The sequence below is a fragment of the Corynebacterium sp. MSK195 genome (assembly GCF_030228885.1).
GTDB lineage: Bacteria > Actinomycetota > Actinomycetes > Mycobacteriales > Mycobacteriaceae > Corynebacterium.
The window spans coordinates 111,066-127,133 of sequence record NZ_JASPGT010000001.1; the positions used below are offsets into that span (position 1 = coordinate 111,066).

The 16,068-nt window shown below is 59.5% G+C and carries 15 protein-coding genes; 11 read left to right on the forward strand and 4 right to left on the reverse strand.

Annotation, left to right across the window (positions count from 1 at the left end; genetic code table 11):
• Positions 1-23: 23 nt before the first annotated feature.
• Positions 24-533 (forward strand): polyadenylate-specific 3'-exoribonuclease AS, encoded by a 510-nt coding sequence (locus QP909_RS00520; protein ID WP_284765922.1) that lies wholly within the window; start codon positions 24-26, stop codon positions 531-533.
• 44 nt (positions 534-577) lie between these two features.
• Positions 578-1,966: a class II 3-deoxy-7-phosphoheptulonate synthase gene (locus tag QP909_RS00525; RefSeq protein ID WP_225746712.1), complete on the forward strand. Its 1,389-nt coding sequence runs from the start codon at positions 578-580 to the stop codon at positions 1,964-1,966.
• Here QP909_RS00525 and QP909_RS00530 read toward each other — a convergent pair.
• Complete coding sequence (locus tag QP909_RS00530; RefSeq protein ID WP_284765753.1) at positions 1,963-3,315, reverse strand: protein kinase domain-containing protein; 1,353 nt, start codon at positions 3,313-3,315, stop codon at positions 1,963-1,965. The two genes, QP909_RS00525 and QP909_RS00530, sit on opposite strands and share 4 nt — an antisense overlap.
• 10 nt (positions 3,316-3,325) lie before the next feature.
• On the opposite strand from QP909_RS00530, the gene QP909_RS00535 reads away from it, so the two are divergent.
• Positions 3,326-3,730, forward strand: coding sequence for an Rv2175c family DNA-binding protein (locus tag QP909_RS00535; RefSeq protein ID WP_080970387.1), 405 nt, complete (start codon positions 3,326-3,328; stop codon positions 3,728-3,730).
• On the opposite strand, the gene QP909_RS00540 is transcribed toward QP909_RS00535, so the two are convergent.
• Genes QP909_RS00540 through QP909_RS00550 form a run of 3 tightly spaced genes read right to left on the reverse strand, consistent with a single transcriptional unit; the run spans position 3,699 to position 6,882 of the window.
• Positions 3,699-5,189 (reverse strand): alpha-(1->6)-mannopyranosyltransferase A, encoded by a 1,491-nt coding sequence (locus tag QP909_RS00540; RefSeq protein ID WP_284765754.1) that lies wholly within the window; start codon positions 5,187-5,189, stop codon positions 3,699-3,701. The two genes, QP909_RS00535 and QP909_RS00540, sit on opposite strands and share 32 nt — an antisense overlap.
• 8 nt (positions 5,190-5,197) lie before the next feature.
• Positions 5,198-6,277 carry a polyprenyl synthetase family protein gene (locus QP909_RS00545; RefSeq protein WP_284765923.1) on the reverse strand — a complete coding sequence of 360 codons (1,080 nt, stop codon included), beginning with the start codon at positions 6,275-6,277 and terminating at the stop codon, positions 5,198-5,200.
• Positions 6,278-6,327: 50 nt separating this feature from the next.
• Positions 6,328-6,882 (reverse strand): GNAT family N-acetyltransferase, encoded by a 555-nt coding sequence (locus QP909_RS00550; protein ID WP_284765755.1) that lies wholly within the window; start codon positions 6,880-6,882, stop codon positions 6,328-6,330.
• Between the two features lie 227 nt (positions 6,883-7,109).
• Here QP909_RS00550 and QP909_RS00555 point away from each other — a divergent pair, with 227 nt between their 5' ends.
• From QP909_RS00555 to QP909_RS00590, 8 genes are all read left to right on the forward strand, one after another.
• A complete protein-coding gene (locus QP909_RS00555; protein ID WP_284765756.1) occupies positions 7,110-7,541 on the forward strand; it encodes an SAV_6107 family HEPN domain-containing protein in 432 nt (143 codons plus the stop codon).
• A 109-nt stretch (positions 7,542-7,650) separates the two neighbouring features.
• The gene (locus QP909_RS00560) at positions 7,651-8,049 is read left to right on the forward strand and encodes a DUF3040 domain-containing protein (protein WP_239278959.1); all 399 of its coding nucleotides are present in this window, start codon (positions 7,651-7,653) and stop codon (positions 8,047-8,049) included.
• Positions 8,050-8,499: 450 nt separating this feature from the next.
• Positions 8,500-8,934, forward strand: coding sequence for a division/cell wall cluster transcriptional repressor MraZ (gene mraZ / locus QP909_RS00565; protein ID WP_005324499.1), 435 nt, complete (start codon positions 8,500-8,502; stop codon positions 8,932-8,934).
• A 158-nt stretch (positions 8,935-9,092) separates the two neighbouring features.
• Positions 9,093-10,133, forward strand: a complete 1,041-nt coding sequence (gene rsmH, locus QP909_RS00570; RefSeq protein WP_284765757.1) for a 16S rRNA (cytosine(1402)-N(4))-methyltransferase RsmH — start codon at positions 9,093-9,095, stop codon at positions 10,131-10,133.
• Positions 10,130-10,924, forward strand: a complete 795-nt coding sequence (ftsL, locus tag QP909_RS00575) for a cell division protein FtsL (protein ID WP_284765758.1) — start codon at positions 10,130-10,132, stop codon at positions 10,922-10,924. The genes rsmH and ftsL overlap by 4 nt, the downstream gene beginning before the upstream one ends.
• A 195-nt stretch (positions 10,925-11,119) precedes the next feature.
• Entirely contained in the window at positions 11,120-12,991 is a 1,872-nt protein-coding gene (locus QP909_RS00580) for a peptidoglycan D,D-transpeptidase FtsI family protein (RefSeq protein ID WP_436232058.1), read from the forward strand.
• 9 nt (positions 12,992-13,000) lie between these two features.
• A complete protein-coding gene (locus QP909_RS00585; RefSeq protein ID WP_284765759.1) occupies positions 13,001-14,536 on the forward strand; it encodes a UDP-N-acetylmuramoyl-L-alanyl-D-glutamate--2,6-diaminopimelate ligase in 1,536 nt (511 codons plus the stop codon).
• 2 nt (positions 14,537-14,538) lie between these two features.
• Positions 14,539-16,068, forward strand: a complete 1,530-nt coding sequence (locus tag QP909_RS00590) for a UDP-N-acetylmuramoyl-tripeptide--D-alanyl-D-alanine ligase (RefSeq protein ID WP_284765760.1) — start codon at positions 14,539-14,541, stop codon at positions 16,066-16,068.

Here is a 16,068-nt window from a genome sequence, read left to right on the forward strand (position 1 = left end):
AGGCGGCGCTAGGCTTGGGAGACGTGCGCTACTTCTATGACACCGAATTTATTGAAGATGGACAAACCATTGAATTGGTCTCCATCGGCATCGTCGGTGAGAATGGCAGCGAATACTACGCCGTGTCTACGGATTTTGATCCGGCCAAGGCCAATTCTTGGGTCAAAGACAATGTATTGGCCAAGCTGCCTAGCCTGCGGGACCCAGTATGGAAACCTCTTGCGACCATTCGCACGGAGGTCTTCGAGTTCCTGACCCAGAGCTCAACCCCAATAGAGCTGTGGGCGTGGGTGGGCGCTTATGATCATGTGGTTTTGGCGCAGCTGTGGGGCGATATGGCCGGACTGCCTAAACGCATGCCACGCTATACCCGCGAGCTGAAGCAGTACTGGGAGTTTGCGGGGCGTCCCAGCCTGCCGGCTGTCCCTAAGGGCAATCACGATGCGCTTGTCGACGCCCGCCATAACCTCGCCAAGTTCCGTGCCTGCGCCCAGGTGCTTCCGCTGTCTAAAGGCAATAGAATTAATATCTAGAATTTAACTAACGCGCGATAGGCGCTTGATGGTTAAATAGCAGTGTGAGTTGGACAGTAGATATTCCGCAAGGCGTTCTCCCAGACCTCCCGCCATTGCCCGCCGGCATCGAAGAGGTTTTCCAGGACGTCATCAAGCGTGACGCAAAGCAGCAGCCCAGCTGGGATACTTCCCAGGCCGATAACGTGCGCAAGATTCTCGAGTCCGTGCCGCCCATCGTGGTTGCGCCCGAGATCGAGGCGCTCAAGAAGAAGCTGGCAGACGTTGCCTTGGGTAACGCATTTTTGCTGCAGGGTGGCGATTGCGCGGAAACCTTTGAGTCCAATACTGAGCCGCATATCCGTGGCAATGTGAAAACGCTGCTGCAGATGGCCGTGGTGTTGACCTACGGCGCATCCGTGCCCGTGGTTAAACTCGGACGCATCGCCGGCCAGTACGCCAAGCCACGTTCTTCCGATACGGACTCCAATGGTTTGTTGAATTACCGCGGTGACATTGTCAATGGCGTGGAGCCGACCGATGAGGCTCGTCGCCACGACCCGGCCCGAATGATCCGCGCTTACGCGAACTCTTCGGCGGCAATGAACCTCGTGCGTTCTTTGACCTCTTCCGGCACTGCGGATCTTTACCGCCTGCATGAGTGGAACCGCGAGTTCGTGCGCAAGTCCCGCGCTGGTGCCCGCTACCAGGACTTGGCCCGGGAGATTGAAAACGGCTTGAACTTCATGAATGCCTGTGGCGTGCACGATGACACCCTGCGTTCGGCCGATATCTACTGCTCGCACGAGGCTTTGCTGAAAGATTACGAGCGCTCCATGCTGCGCTTGGGCCAGGACAATAACGGCGATACCAAGCTCTACGATCTCTCCGCACACCAGGTATGGATTGGTGAGCGCACTCGTGGCATCGAAGATTTCCACGTGAACTTTGCGGCGATGATTGGTAACCCAGTGGGCATCAAGCTGGGGCCGGGCGTCACCCCGGAGCAGGCCGTGGAGTACGCGGAAAGGCTGGACCCGAATCGCGAGCCAGGCCGCCTGACCATGATTTCGCGCATGGGACACGATAAGGTGCGCACGGTTCTGCCTGCCATTGTCAAGGCAGTGGAAGACTCCGGCCACAAGGTGGTATGGCAGTCCGATCCGATGCACGGCAATACCTTCACCGCTTCTAATGGCTACAAGACTCGCCACTTTGACAAGATCGTGGATGAGGTCCAAGGCTTCTTTGAGGTTCACCGCGAACTGGGTACCCACCCGGGTGGCGTACACCTTGAGTTCACCGGTGAAGACGTCACCGAGTGCTTGGGCGGCGCCGAGGATATCACCGACGTGGATCTGCCGGGCCGCTACGAGTCGGCCGTGGATCCGCGCCTTAATACGCAGCAGTCGCTCGAGCTCTCCTTCCTTATCGCGGAGATGCTACGTAACTAAATCCACAGGTGCGGCGTCGTGCCGTAGAGCGAGGAGCCGAACCACCACCCGCCGATAGCCACTGCGCCCACCGCAATCGCGACCACTACTAAGTACAGCACTAGTGACAGCGGATTGCGGTTGGTCAGCGGACGCTCGGCGGGTTCTTCATGCGCGCTCTGGACCGGCTGCTCGGGGGCAGGAGCAGGTACCGGTGCAGGCGCAGAGGCAGCTGCCGACGCAAATGGTTTGAGTGGGGGCTCGGACGCGGAATACGGCTGTGCCTGGGGGCGTGACAATGATTGCGGCTCCGGTTCTGGAGCGGCCCCGGCCTGCGGCAAATCCAGTTTCGTCTCAAAGCTAAGGCGCTGCGGTGGGATGACTTCAGTCGGGCCACCGTCGAGATGCTCCGTTTCACCCTGTGGAATGCTGCGGGTGGGTTCGAAAATTTCCGTGGCTCCAGTGCCAGAAAAATCCGTGGGTGCTTGTGCCGTGCGTGCCGCGGCAGCGTTCCTTGGCACGGGGATGGTCACGTCCGGAAGATCGAGCTCTCGGCAAACATCATCGAGCGCCTCGAGGAATTCTCCGGCGTCGGCGAAGCGCTCGCGAGGGTCGCGGGCAGTGGCGGTGGCCACGAGGGCGTCGACAAGCTTGGGCACCCCAGAAATCCGCGAGGACGGCGCGGGGACGTCGGAATCCAAACGGGCCGTGGCATGCGCTAGGGGAGTATCCCCCGAGAATGGAACGGTGCCGGTAAGAAGCTCGAAGAGGACAATGCCGGCTGAATACACGTCCGAGGCCGGTGTAATTTCTTCGCCTGTGACCTGCTCCGGCGCGAGATAGGACACGGTGCCCACAATCATGTCCGAGGTAGCCTCGGCATTGGTGGCACGCACCAGCCCAAAATCGCCCACCTTTACCCGGTGGTGGGAGGTAATAAGCACATTATCGGGCTTGATGTCGCGGTGGATGAGCCCGGTTGAATGCACCTCTTCCAAGCCGCGCAGAACATTGCGCAGGGTAGAGGCGGCCGCCTGCACTGGAAAGGGGCCACCCTCAGCCAATAGCTCGCGCAGCGTACCGCCATCGATGAGCTCCATGATGAGATAAATGGGCTCGCCGTCAGCGGAAAAATCGTGAATAGCTACGAGATTGGGATGCTGCAGGCGGGCCATGGCGCGAGCCTCGCGAGAAAAACGCTTGATAAAGACCGGGTCATCGGAATAGCGCTCGTCCATGACCTTGGCCGCGACCGCTCGCCCCAGCCGCATGTCCACGCAGCGATAGACGGTAGACATGCCACCGCGGGCAATGGGGCGATCGATCCGGTAACGGTTCTCCAGAACGTCACCAATTTCCAACCTAGTCATGCTTCCCAGTATGGCTGATCATCTAGCCCGCGTTAAAGTAGAGAACGTGACTAACCAAGAAAAATCCCTCGATTCCTTGCTCGCAAACGAAGAACTGCTCAGCATGCAGCAGGTGGCAGAAAAGCTAGACCTGCCCATCACCCGCGCTTATGACCTGCTGCAGGACCGAAAGTTTATTGCCTGGGATTCCCCAGAAGGAAAGCGCGTGCCGCTAGCCTTCTTCAACGACAAGGGCGTTATTGCCAAGCACGTAACTGCGGCAATTACCGTGTTGACAGACGGCGGCTATAAGGACGACGAAATCTTCAAGCATCTCTTTACCGAGGATGACTCGCTGCCGGGCCGCCCGATCGATGCCCTGCACGGTCACCTTGCCCGCGAGGTTATTCGGCGCGCGCAGGCTGCCGCTTTTTAGGCACGTCTTCAAAGATCCACTGGGTGGCAAACCATGCCACCACAATCATGCCGATGACCCAGAACCAGTTGTAGAGCTGGTGATTGCCATCGCCAGAGAACGAGACGCCGATAAACAGGGCCACGCCGGTGGTGAATTTGATGAGCCAGAGCGGCGGCCGGAAAGTACCCATCAGGGTAAAGATAGAGGCGTAGTACCACGGCAGGGTCACGGCATTGAAAACAAAGGCAACTTGGTATGCGGCCGCGGTGCCCATAACAGCGTCGCGGTTGTTCTTGCGGCAAAGCCACCACACCGTCACCAGCCCAATGAGCATGCAGGCCATTGCGATGCTGCGCAGTACGGCCAATATGGCGTTATAGGAGGCATCCGGCATAAATATTTGGACCGCTGGGAAGATAACATCGGTGGCCAATGTAGGGCCCGCCAGCGGGTTAATTACCTTAGAATTGCCGCTTACCTGCGATAGCCAGCCCCACGACGTGCCGGAAACCCACGTGATGAGGGCTACTGCGGCGATGATCTCTGCCACTGCGGCGATGCCAGATAAAACAAAGACGGTAAGTTGCCGCCACTTACTAGAGCCCTTGGGGGCATAGTGGTGGAGCATCATCCATACGATAAACGGTGCCGCAATAACCGCAGTTGCCTTCATAGCCACGGCCGTGCCCACGAGGATGAGGGCGGCGTGGAAGCGCTTATGCAATGCCGCTAGCAGGCCGATAGACACGAGCCCTACCATGAGTGACTCATTATGCATGCCGCCGATGAGGTGCAAGATAATAACTGGATTAGCTACACCAAGCCACAGTGCTACCGCAGGATCCGCACCGAGTTTGCGGGCGATGCGGGGAATTGACCAGGCGATGGTAATAAACCCGAGCAGAGAAAGAACCTTATAGATCACCACGCCGGCAGTGACGTTATCGCCTACCAGGCTGGTGACCAGTTCTCCTATCCACAGGTGAAGGGGACCATAAGGCGTGGTGGTATTGCGCCAATCTTGAGATACCTCAAGGAGGAAGGGTCCGGGGTTAACGGCGGCACCTTCGGTATACGGATCGAAGCCATCGCGAACCATAGCACCTTGCATGAGGTAGGAATACACATCGCGTGAGGCCAATGGCCCGGCTAATAAAAGGGGAGCTACCCAGGCGATGAGGATGCGCTGGATGTCCCGCAAGCCGCCCTCAGGCAGAGGATTTTTGAGCTGCGGGCGAATGATGGTGCGCCCAGCTAACACCCACGCCGCGGCTAAGAGGAAAATACCCACCCAGTACAGCGCGAGGCCGAGATTGCGCCCGTGCCCATAGGACAAGAAGCCAATATTTAATGCTTCGAGGAGTCCGCCACGGTTGCGGGTGGCGCCGCCAGAAAAGGACGCGAGCAGCAAAATGCAGGAGGCAGATAGCCCTAGCGGCAGCGCGCGTGGAATGGGAAAAGAGTACGTCTTTGCCACGGCACAACCTACTTGCGGCGAGCAGTGGCCTTGATAGCCAACTGCTCTAGGGTTTCGGTCACCGCGGGATCCACCTGTGCGGCGCGCAGCTGCTGCAAGCCCGATTGCGTTAGGGCATCGATGCGGCGCTCAATTTCTTCTGGTGCGCCCGAATCAGCGATGATCTGGGCCAAGCGCGATAGCTCCTGGGGATCTGAGGTGCGGCCAATGAGCTTGCGCAAGGTAGCAGCAGCTTGTGGATCAGACTCATCCGCGCGCTGGAGCGCTAGCGCTAGAAGTTCGGTTCGCTTGCCTTCGCGCAGGTCATCACCGGCAGGTTTGCCGGTCACCGCGGGATCGCCAAAAACACCCAGCTGATCGTCACGCAACTGGTAGGCAATGCCAATATCGTGCCCATAGCCGCGGAAGGCTGCGATAAGTTCCTCGCTCGCACCGGCGATGGCGGCGCCCAAGTGCAGCGGGCGTTCAATGGTATAAGCGGCCGTCTTATAGCGGTTGACGGAATTGGCAAGCTCTACTGATTCGGAACCTGCCGCCTCCAAAGAAATATCTAAGAGTTGTCCGCCGATAACCTCAGTGCGCATGCCGCGCCACGGGCTGCGGGCACGGTGCAAAGCGGCCGCACTCAGGCCGGAATCTTGGAACATGTCCTCTGCATACACCAGCGCTAAATCGCCCACCAAGATTGCTACGGAGGTGCCGAAGAACTCTGGATCCCCTAGGTACTCCGATTCGCGGTGCAGCTTTTCGACGCCCCGGTGCACCGTAGGATTGCCGCGACGGGTATTGGAAGCATCGATAATGTCATCGTGGATAAGGGCGCAGGCCTGGATAAACTCCAAAGAGGCGGCCGCGCGGAGCATGGCCGCGGGGTCTTCTTCTCCTCGACCTGCAGCAAGATAGCCCGCCCAGGCATAGGTAGGTCGCACTCGCTTGCCGCCGTCAAGCACGAAGGATTCCAAAAAGTTCACGGCCTTGGTTACCGGGGCGCCAATTTTGGCCACCTGCTCTCGGCGTTGATCAAGAAAGGTGGCGAGTTCCTCGCGCACCGCACCGGGGATGTCCGCAAGCTCAGGAATATTCTGCATAGTCACACCCCACACGATACCGGCTAGGCTGCGCAAGAAATAACAGAGGTTTACAGCGGCAGGCTCGCGCCCAATATGGCAAAGGGGCGGGAATCGGCGGGGTAGAGATGATCACGGAGGACATCGAAGAAGCCGACGGCTCTATAAAGGCGGAAGGCACCGTTATCCTCGTTCGGCACCTCGGGTGTGGACAACAGCGCATAGCGCGCCGGGGCATTCCACAGCAATCCTTCCAAAAGCTTTCTGCCTAGGCCGTGCCCCTGGTACTGCGGCAAGACGTGGATCTCAGCCAGCTCAAAGTAGTTGCGCACAATGCCCCACTGCTCTTCGGTGGGCCCGCCTTGTAGGCGGAGCCCGCGGCGAAGTTCAGCGTCCCACCAGCTATCTGGGGAGCCTAAGAACCCATAGGCTACGCCGACGATGCCATTTTCATGGGTGACAATCTGCGCGCTGAATCCGGGGCGGGTCACGTCATTTCGCCAGCTTGAGATGCGGCTATGCAAGATTGCGGGATTGTAGTGCATTGCCTCGATGTAAATCTCAACCAACTGTGGGGCTAGCAGGGAGAATTCCGGCGGGGTTAGGCGGCGAATTTCAAAGCTCACTCTTCCTATGACACCAGAAGTCTGTGGCGGAGGGAAAGCAGGGCTCGCTATGTTCTTCGAAATTCACAAAAGTAAATCGAACAAGAAGGCTGGAAAAAGCGTGTGGCCAGCTATTAACGTTGCTTAAATCGAACAGGTGAACTATGCTCGGGGGTGAAATGTCTAGCGGCTTGCTTAGGGTCAGGGGCAGTTCAACGACGTTATTTATTTAGTTAAGGACAGAGGCAATGGCACAGATTATTTCGGCAACGCGTACCCATTCTCTTGGGCGAGAAGGTGGCAAGCGGGCACGGTTCCTCTTTCAGGCACGAGAATTATTAGACGCCGCGCGAGGTTATGCGGCTGAGGGGCGATTCGATCAAGCCTTAGAGGTGGCGTACCAATCGGCTCTCCGTACTGCTGGCGCACGTGTAGCTGCATCTGTAGTGGCTCGGCGCCGCCGCCTTCCCTCCAGTGCATGGGATCGGTTAGCGCTCGTCGGTGTGGAAGGCAAACGGTGGGCTGAATCCTTTAAGGGATATTCGCGGACTCGTGCGCGCGTGTCTTCGGGGCTGGATGAAGCGCCGAGCGAGGAATATGTTTATGGTCTCATGCAGCATGCCGCACAATTTTTGGATGAAAGTGAGACAGGGACTACTTTCGGCACTTTTGCTGCGTAATCACTCCGTGGGGGCGCTCACTACCTTTTGGGGAACATACTGATTATTCTGGGCGTTAGTATAGGTAGAACTATTACCGCCCGAAGCTCAATCCCTAGTTGGAGGAACAGTGTCCCTTTCTGAGCAGGAGCAGCGTACGCTCCGTGAAATTGAGGAATCGTTACTTGCTGACGATCCTAAGTTTGGCGCTTCCGTTTCTGAGCCTACGTCGTTCGGCGGATCCGGCGGTGCGGTAACCCTCCGAGGCGTAGCGCTCGTTGTCGTTGGCCTTTGCATGCTTGTCGGCGGTGTCGCTCTCGCGCAGCAAAGCCTGTGGTTTATCGTGCTTTCTATCGCGGGCTTTTTGGTGATGTTTGCCGCAGGTGTGTGGATGCTGCGCGGAGATGGATCTGGGCATTCTGCCCAGGGCCATTATTCCAGCGCTCGTGCAAAGAAGTCCGCGTCCCGCAGTGGTGGAGTCAGCGGCAAGTTGGAGGAAAACTTCCGTCGCCGCTTTGAGGAGCGTTAGCGCTTTTTAATTTAGTTCGCCCCGGTTGGCCCAGTGAGGGTCAACCGGGGCATTTTTGTATCTCGCCAAAATTCCCCACTTTGCCCCACGGATGAGGCGCTGGGTGGGTAATCGTGGGGTAGTTGCCCCATGGTGTTAGATAAAAGTCCTCGATAACACAGCATATGGGGTCGGTGGGTGGAGTGGGGCGCATTATATTGGTGTTACGGGTGGGGTGAGTGGGGTGGTTGTAGTGAGCTGTCAAGGCCTTTCGCGGGATTTCTTCCCACTGGAAAAACCATTATCTAGCTGCACGTAATCGAGAGCTATCTGAGGGACACGCCGCTTTAAGTGGGTTAGGTGGGGGAAAGTGGGGTAGAGTGGGGCGCAGCGGAGGAAAGAGGGGCTCAAGGGTCTCGATTCTGAAGTAAGAGAATCCGGAGTTTTCGAGTAAGGAAGGTGGACGCCGGGATGTTTCTCGGAACCTACACTCCGAAGCTCGATGACAAGGGACGTCTTACGCTTCCGGCAAAGTTTCGCGATGAACTCGCGGGTGGCCTCATGGTCACCAAGGGGCAGGACCACTCGCTGGCCGTGTACCCGCGGGAGGAATTTGCGGCACGCGCGCGGAAGGCTGCGGCAGTTTCTCGAACCAACCCAGAAGCACGTGCTTTCATCCGTAACTTGGCAGCAAGTGCGGACGAACAGCGGCCGGACGGGCATGGGCGCATTACGTTGTCCGCGGGGCATCGGGAATATGCGAACTTGTCTAAGGAGTGCGTTGTGGTTGGCTCTGTGGACTTTCTCGAAATTTGGGACGCAGCCGCGTGGGCTGAGTACCAGTCGCAAACTGAAGATGCTTATTCGGCAGCAGATGCCGATGACGTACTGGCGGGCTTGCTCTAAGCCTGCACAAGAGTGCGTGTAAGGACTCTGTCCGAGGCGGATGATTCTGGTGTACTTCCCCGATATCAGAAACCTGCCTCGGACAGGGCCCTATACGCACTCGCATGCTTTCCACCACTGGAAGTCAGGGAATTTGAGAAAGGGGGTTGCGGGGAGACATGGCTACTAAAGACCTTAATTATGACGTGGCGGATAACCACGGCCACGTGCCAGTCATGCGCGAGCGCATGGCCGATCTCCTGCGCCCCCAGGTAGAGGCGGCGGGGGATAAGGCCGTGCTTGTCGACGCCACCTTGGGCGCCGGCGGTCACACTCGCTACTTCCTGGAATCTTTCCCCGAGGTGCGGGTTATTGGTGTTGACCGCGATAAGCAGGCGTTGCGCAATGCATCCGAACGTCTTGCGCCCTACGGCGATCGCTTCGTCGGCGTTAATGCACGATTCGATGAGCTGGGCAGCGCCATCGCGGAAGGGGAGGGCGATATCTTTGATTCGGCCCGCACCGTAGGCATTGCCGGCGCGCTCTTTGACCTTGGTGTTTCCTCGATGCAGCTAGACCAAGCTGACCGCGGGTTTGCCTATAAAGCGGATGCGCCGCTAGATATGCGCATGGATCCTTCGCAGGGGATCACTGCGGCGGATGTACTCAATACCTATTCGCACGGTGACTTGGCTCGCGTCCTCAAAACCTATGGTGATGAGCGTTTCGCGGGAAAAATTGCCTCCGCCGTGTTGAAAGAGCGCGACAAGGAGCCTTTCGAGAACTCCGCGCGGCTCGTTGAGCTGCTATATGATGTCATTCCCGCTGCGACCCGCCGTACCGGAGGGCACCCCGCCAAGCGCACCTTCCAGGCGCTGCGGGTTGAGGTCAATCGCGAGTTGGAGGCTATCGAAAATGTCCTGCCGGTCATAACCCAGGCGCTTTCAGAAGGTGGCCGTGCCGTATTCATGAGCTACCAATCTTTGGAAGACCGCATCGTTAAAGCAGCCTTCAAAGAACTGACCACTTCCAAGACGCCGGCTGGATTGCCGATGGAGCTGCCGGGCACCGCGCCGAAGTTCAAGATCGTTACGCGCGGGGCGGAAAAGGCCTCTGAAGAGGAAATTGTGGAAAATTCGCGAGCTGCGTCGGTGCGTGTTCGTGCCATCGAAAGACTCGAGGGAATGCCAGAATTTCTACCGCCGGGAGGCAGGCAATGAGCACCATCCCACGCCGCAACCACCTAAAGACTGACAGCCGCGACAGAGAGGCCACTCGCACCATGGGCGCCAGCCGAGACTTCACCACCGGAATCGATACCGGAGCCCCGACGGCGCTGCGCGAGCGTCCCAGCACTAAGCGTGCTCCGAGCCGCACTCGCGTGCCGCACCGCAGCACGAAGCGCCTAGGTTCGAAGCAAGTAGTGAGCTTCCGCGGACGCCAGCTGCAGCCGCAAACGAAGAAGAACGGGCTCCTTACCCGGTTGGGCGTCATTTCCCTCACCCTGCTTATCGTCGGTGTGGCCTTGGCCATGTGGCTGTCTGGTCTGTCTACCAAGCAAACCTTTGCCATCCAGCAGCTCACCGTGCAGGAATCCCAACTGGATAACCAGATTGAGACCCTCAACCGCGATGCGGAGAATCTCAGCTCCTCGGCTGATATTGCGCGCCGCGCGGACGAAATGGGAATGGCCATTCCTAAGCAGCCGGGTATTGCGGAAGTTGGCGGCGATGGAAAGATCGTCGACAAGCGCGAAGGCACCCCGGATACCGAAAAGCTCATTGATGTCAACGGTGAACCAATCCGCCCAGGCCAGGCTTCCAGCGACCCAAAGGATACGGAGGGGATGTCGGATTCCCTCAATGCCGTGCCACAGGGACAGCAGCGCACCAGCAATGGTGGCGATGCCGACCGTAATTCGGATCGTGAGACCGGCGATGCCGGTGCCGCCCAGGACAATGCGCGACCTAACCTTCCGGCCCGTGCGCCGTATGCCAGCCGCGCCGAGTAGCTAGGGAAGAATAATCGGTGAAAAAGATGATGCTCGCGCGTGGTGGCGCGGGCATTCTCACTTTTGTAGGGCACAATCAATACACGCAAGAAATTGTGGCGGAAATAGGGAAGGTGACACTGGACTGTGACTACGCCAAGTAAGGCTAGGCGCCGCCCGCGCCGCTCTGCCAGCTCCGCGGTGCCGCAAAAGAAGATGATGCGCAAACGCCTGCGCATCATCGTATCCGTGGTGCTCGTGGCGATGGTCGTCCTTGCCGGCCGCTTGGCCTGGGTACAGCTTGTGTGGGGCCCGGACCTTTCCGCCAAAGCCGTCACCCAGCGCGAGCGCGTCTATATCGAGCCGGCCCGCAGGGGAGAGATCTTAGACCGCGATGGCCAGCGCTTGGCCTACACGATGAAGTCTCGTTCCTTGACCGTCTCGCCGACCCGCCTGCGCGATGAGCTAAAAGACAAGGCCGAGATCGAGGCCCAAAATGATGGCTCGACCGAAGGCATGGATGATAAGAAGCTGGATAGCTTCCTCACCAAGAAGATGGAGGAGACCCTCAAGGACATGTCTGAGGGAATCCCGAAGCTGATTGAGGATTCCGGCGCCTCGACCTCCAAGGTGGATAAGGACGATATCCTCAATAAGCTCAAAGCCGATACCCAGTATGAGGTACTGGTTCGCAATGTCGATCCGGATGTTGCCGTAGAGATCGCCAATAAGTACCACGGAGTGGCAGCGGACCGCCAAGACATCCGCCAATACCCCAACGGTGCCATTGGCGAAAACGTTGTGGGCAAGGTATCGATGGACGGCCATGGCCAGTTCGGTTTCGAGGCCGCGCGCGATACGGAACTCACTGGCATTGACGGCCAGTCCACCGAGGACGTATCCGCGGATGGCCAAGTGATCCCGGGCACGCTGCGTGACGTCGTGGATACCGTTGATGGCCGCGACGTCACCCTTACTCTGGATTTGGACCTGCAGACCTACGTTCAGCAGAAGCTGGAGAAGGCCAAGGCCAATTCCAAGGCCTCTGGTGCGGAAGCAGTGGTCCTCGATGCTGCAACCGGCCAGGTCCTTGCCATGGCCAATACCGATACCGTGGATCCCAATAAGAATGTTGAGGATCAGCTTGATGAGGGCAAGGACTTTGAAAACCGCAGCGTCTCCCATCCTTATGAGCCGGGTTCTGTAGCCAAGGTGGTTACCGCGGCTGCTGCACTGCAGGAGGGCGTGACCACCCCGGATGAGGTGCACCAGGTCCCCGGCTCCATCGATATGGCGGGCGTGACGGTCAACGATGCCTGGGAACACGGCACCGAGCCGTATACCACCACCGGCATCTTTGGTAAGTCCTCCAACGTCGGCACCTTGATGATCGCCGATAAATTGGGTCAAGAAAAGTACGCCGAGTACCTCAAGAAGTTTGGGTTGGGCAATACCACCGGCATTGAGCTGCCAAACGAATCGGCCGGTAGCGTGCCAGACTTGGAGCAATGGTCCGGTGGCACCTTCGCTAACCTGCCTATTGGTCAGGGCCAGTCGTGGACCACGTTGCAGATGGCCAGCGTGTACCAAGCATTGGCCAACGGCGGCGAACGGATCGAGCCGCGCATCATTGACTCGGTCAAGGGGCCGGACGGCAAGGACGAAAAGCTAGAGGAACCGGAAAAGAACCAGGTGGTAAGCCCGGAAACCGCCAAAACCACGGTGGATATGTTCCGCGCCGTCTTCCAAGACGATGATGCCGGCCTGCAAAACGGTACGGCCGGCAATGCGCAGCTTAAGGGCTATCAGCTTTCCGGCAAGACCGGTACGGCCCAGAAGGTGGACCCAAATACCGGGGCGTATTCGAATTCCGCCTATTGGATCACCTTCGCCGGCATCGCGCCGGCCGATGATCCGCGCTTCGTCGTTGCGGTGATGCTAGATGAGCCCAAATCCGGCGTGGAGGACAATGGAGGCGGCGGCCAGTCGGCAGCACCTATCTTCCGCGATATCGCCTCGTGGCTACTTAATCGTGACAATATTCCGACTTCGAAACCAGCACCGCGGCTGACCCTGCGGGCACAATAGGAGCTTAGTATGACCGTTTCTTTGGATACTCTCGCCCAGCTTTCTGGTGGGCGCGTCATAGGTGATGCCTCCGTGGAGGTCTCCGCGTGCGGGCTGGATTCTTCCCGTTTGCCGGAAGGCGCGCTCTTTGCCGCCCTGCCGGGCACGCGCGTACACGGCGCGCAGTTCGCTCGCGATACCAGGGCTGCAGCTGTGCTTACCGACGCCGCTGGGCTCGACCTGCTTACCGAGGCCCAAGAGACCCGCCCCATTGTGGTGGTGGAGGATATTCGTGCCGTGCTCGGCCCAATTTCCGCCGAGATTTATGGACACCCCACCCGCGACCTCACGGTCATCGGCGTTACCGGCACCTCCGGCAAGACCACCACCAGCTACCTGCTGGAGGCCGGCCTGCTCCACGCCGGGCATTCCGTGGGCCTAATCGGGACCACCGGTACCCGAATCAACCGCACGCCGGTCCCTACGTCGCTCACTACGCCTGAGGCACCGACCCTACAAGAGCTTTTCGCGCGCATGAAGAACGAGGGCGTTACCCATGTGGTGATGGAAGTATCCTCGCATGCGCTGGAGCTGGGACGCGTGCGCGGAACTCGGTTTGCGGTAGGCGGGTTTACGAACCTGAGCCAAGACCACCTCGATTTTCACCCCACCATGGAGGACTACTTCCAGGCTAAGGCGAAGCTCTTCGCTGGGGAACAGGCGGCCGAGCGTGCCGTCCTCTGCATCGACGATGAGTGGGGCGAGCGCATGCGCGGCGTCGCCAAGAGCGCGGGCCACAAAGTCACTACGGTTGCCACCCGGGGCGCTTCGGCCACGATCAGCGCACGCCAAACCGCCACTGAGGCCACCGGTGCCCAGGAGGTAGCCCTGAATTATGACGGCGCCGAATTCACCTTCCGGCTGCCGCTGCCTGGCGAGTTCAATATCGCCAATGCTTGCTTGGCGCTCGGCATGGCCGCCGCGGTAGGAGAGGACCCAGCGGAGTTCTTGTCGGGCGTGGAGAAGGTCGCAGTCCCTGGCCGTATGGAGCGCATCGACCGCGGCCAAGACTTTGTGGCCGTGGTGGACTACGCACATAAGCCAGCGGCCATCGCTGCGGTGCTCGACACCCTGCGCGGCCAGCTGGAGGGAACCAAAGGCCGCGTCGGCATTGTCGTCGGCGCCGGCGGAGACCGTGATAGCTCCAAGCGCCCCATCATGGGCGCAGCCGCAGCCAGCCGCGCTGACCTTACCGTGGTTACCGATGACAACCCGCGCTCCGAGGACCCTGCCACCATTCGCGCGGCGGTGATGGCGGGCGCACGTGACGCCTCCCCGGAGGGCGATATCCGCGAGGTAGGCTCCCGCGCCCGTGCCATCGATGAGGTCGTCGATTGGGCCGAGCCGGGCGATGCCGTCATCGTCGTAGGCAAGGGCCACGAAGTGGGACAGCTCGTGAACGGCACAACCTTGCACTTTGATGACCGCGAGGAAATGGCCCGCGCCATCGAGGAAAAGCTGGCCGGAACCCCGCACCGCGATACCCTTGGGAATGCGAAGGAGTAGACATGATTCCACTTTCTATTGCCGATATTGCCGAAATCACCGGGGGCAGCCTCGATTGCGTGTCTGACCCAGACCAGCGCGTTACCGGGTTCATCGAATTCGATTCCCGCAAGGTAACTAAGGGTGGGCTCTTCCTTGCCTTGCCCGGTGCCCGTGTGGATGGCCATGATTATGCAGCAAAGGCCATCGAGCAGGGCGCAGTGGCGGTGCTGGCTGCGCGGCCGGTGGGGGTTCCGGCGGTCGTCGTCAAGCCCCAAGGCCGCGTTACCGGTGATGCCGCCAACGCGGATATCTATGCCCACGACGAGGACGGCTCGGCCGCCGCGGTGGTGCAGGCGTTATCCGATATTGCGCGGGAGGTCACCCGCCGCTTGACCGCCGAGCAAGGCCTAGACATCGTGGGCGTAACCGGCTCGGCCGGAAAGACCTCCACCAAGGACCTACTGGCCACGATTTTCCGCGCTGAGGGTGACACCGTCGCTCCTCCCGGCTCCTTTAATAACGAGGTCGGCCTGCCGTATACCGCGTTGCGCTGCGATGAACACACTCGCTTCCTGGTTGCCGAAATGTCTGCCCGCGGCATCGGACATATTCGCCACCTGACCACCATTACCGCGCCCACCGTCGGCGTGGTACTCAACGTTGGTACCGCTCACCTGGGTGAGTTCGGCTCACGCGAGAATATCGCCCAAGCCAAAGGCGAGCTCGTGGAAGCATTGCCCTCGGCCGCTGAGGGCGGCGTCGCCGTACTCAATGCCGATGATCCCTTCGTCGCCGGCATGGCGCCGCGCACTTCGGCCAAGGTCGTCTACTACTCGGCCAATAAGCCGCCGGCTTCCGACGCCCAGTACTACGCCAGTGATATCCAGCTCGATGACGTCGCCCGCCCCTCGTTTGTGCTGCATGCGCCGGGAACGGACCCGCTTCCGGTAAAGCTGCAGGTCTTTGGCAAGCACCAGGTCTCTAACGCTTTGGCAGCGGCCGCGGCTGCCATCGAATCGGGCATGGACCCGCAGGTGGTAGCTAACGCGCTATCCGGGCACCAGAATGCCTCTGAACACCGCATGGACGTGCGTACCCGCCGCGATGGAGTAACCACCATCGACGATTCCTATAACGCCAACCCCGATTCCATGCACGCGGCCATTGCGGCGCTGGCCTATACCTCGGCCGCCCGACCGGATGCCCGCGCCATTGCCGTGCTCGGTGAGATGGGCGAGCTCGGCGGGGAAGCAGTGGCCGCCCACCGTGCATTGGGAGAAGTGCTTTCCAAATACCACGTTGACCACCTCGTGGCCGTGGGAGAAAACGAGAATATGAGGGCCATGGTTGAGGCCGCACAGGCGCGGGGTATAAATACTACTATCAGCCCGGATGTTGACGCCGCTGCGGCGGCGGTCGAAGACATCATTAGGGTAGCGCCTGCCGGCATCGAAGATTGGACGGGGCGCGAGGCCAAAGATGTAGTCCTCATCAAGTCATCGAATGCCCAGCGCCTGTGGCGCGTGGCAGAACAGCTCAATCGCCGTTAG

Excerpts from the sequence above, each read along its gene's own strand:
- QP909_RS00530 (WP_284765753.1), bottom strand. The coding sequence starts at position 3,315 with ATGACTAGGTTGGAAATTGGTGACGTTCTGGAGAACCGTTACCGGATC.
- QP909_RS00585 (WP_284765759.1), top strand. The coding sequence starts at position 13,001 with ATGACCGTTTCTTTGGATACTCTCGCCCAGCTTTCTGGTGGGCGCGTC.
- QP909_RS00545 (WP_284765923.1), bottom strand. The coding sequence starts at position 6,277 with ATGCAGAATATTCCTGAGCTTGCGGACATCCCCGGTGCGGTGCGCGAG.
- mraZ (WP_005324499.1), top strand. The coding sequence starts at position 8,500 with ATGTTTCTCGGAACCTACACTCCGAAGCTCGATGACAAGGGACGTCTT.
- ftsL (WP_284765758.1), top strand. The coding sequence starts at position 10,130 with ATGAGCACCATCCCACGCCGCAACCACCTAAAGACTGACAGCCGCGAC.
- QP909_RS00535 (WP_080970387.1), top strand. The coding sequence starts at position 3,326 with ATGGCTGATCATCTAGCCCGCGTTAAAGTAGAGAACGTGACTAACCAA.
- rsmH (WP_284765757.1), top strand. The coding sequence starts at position 9,093 with ATGGCTACTAAAGACCTTAATTATGACGTGGCGGATAACCACGGCCAC.
- QP909_RS00555 (WP_284765756.1), top strand. The coding sequence starts at position 7,110 with ATGGCACAGATTATTTCGGCAACGCGTACCCATTCTCTTGGGCGAGAA.
- QP909_RS00580 (WP_436232058.1), top strand. The coding sequence starts at position 11,120 with ATGATGCGCAAACGCCTGCGCATCATCGTATCCGTGGTGCTCGTGGCG.
- QP909_RS00590 (WP_284765760.1), top strand. The coding sequence starts at position 14,539 with ATGATTCCACTTTCTATTGCCGATATTGCCGAAATCACCGGGGGCAGC.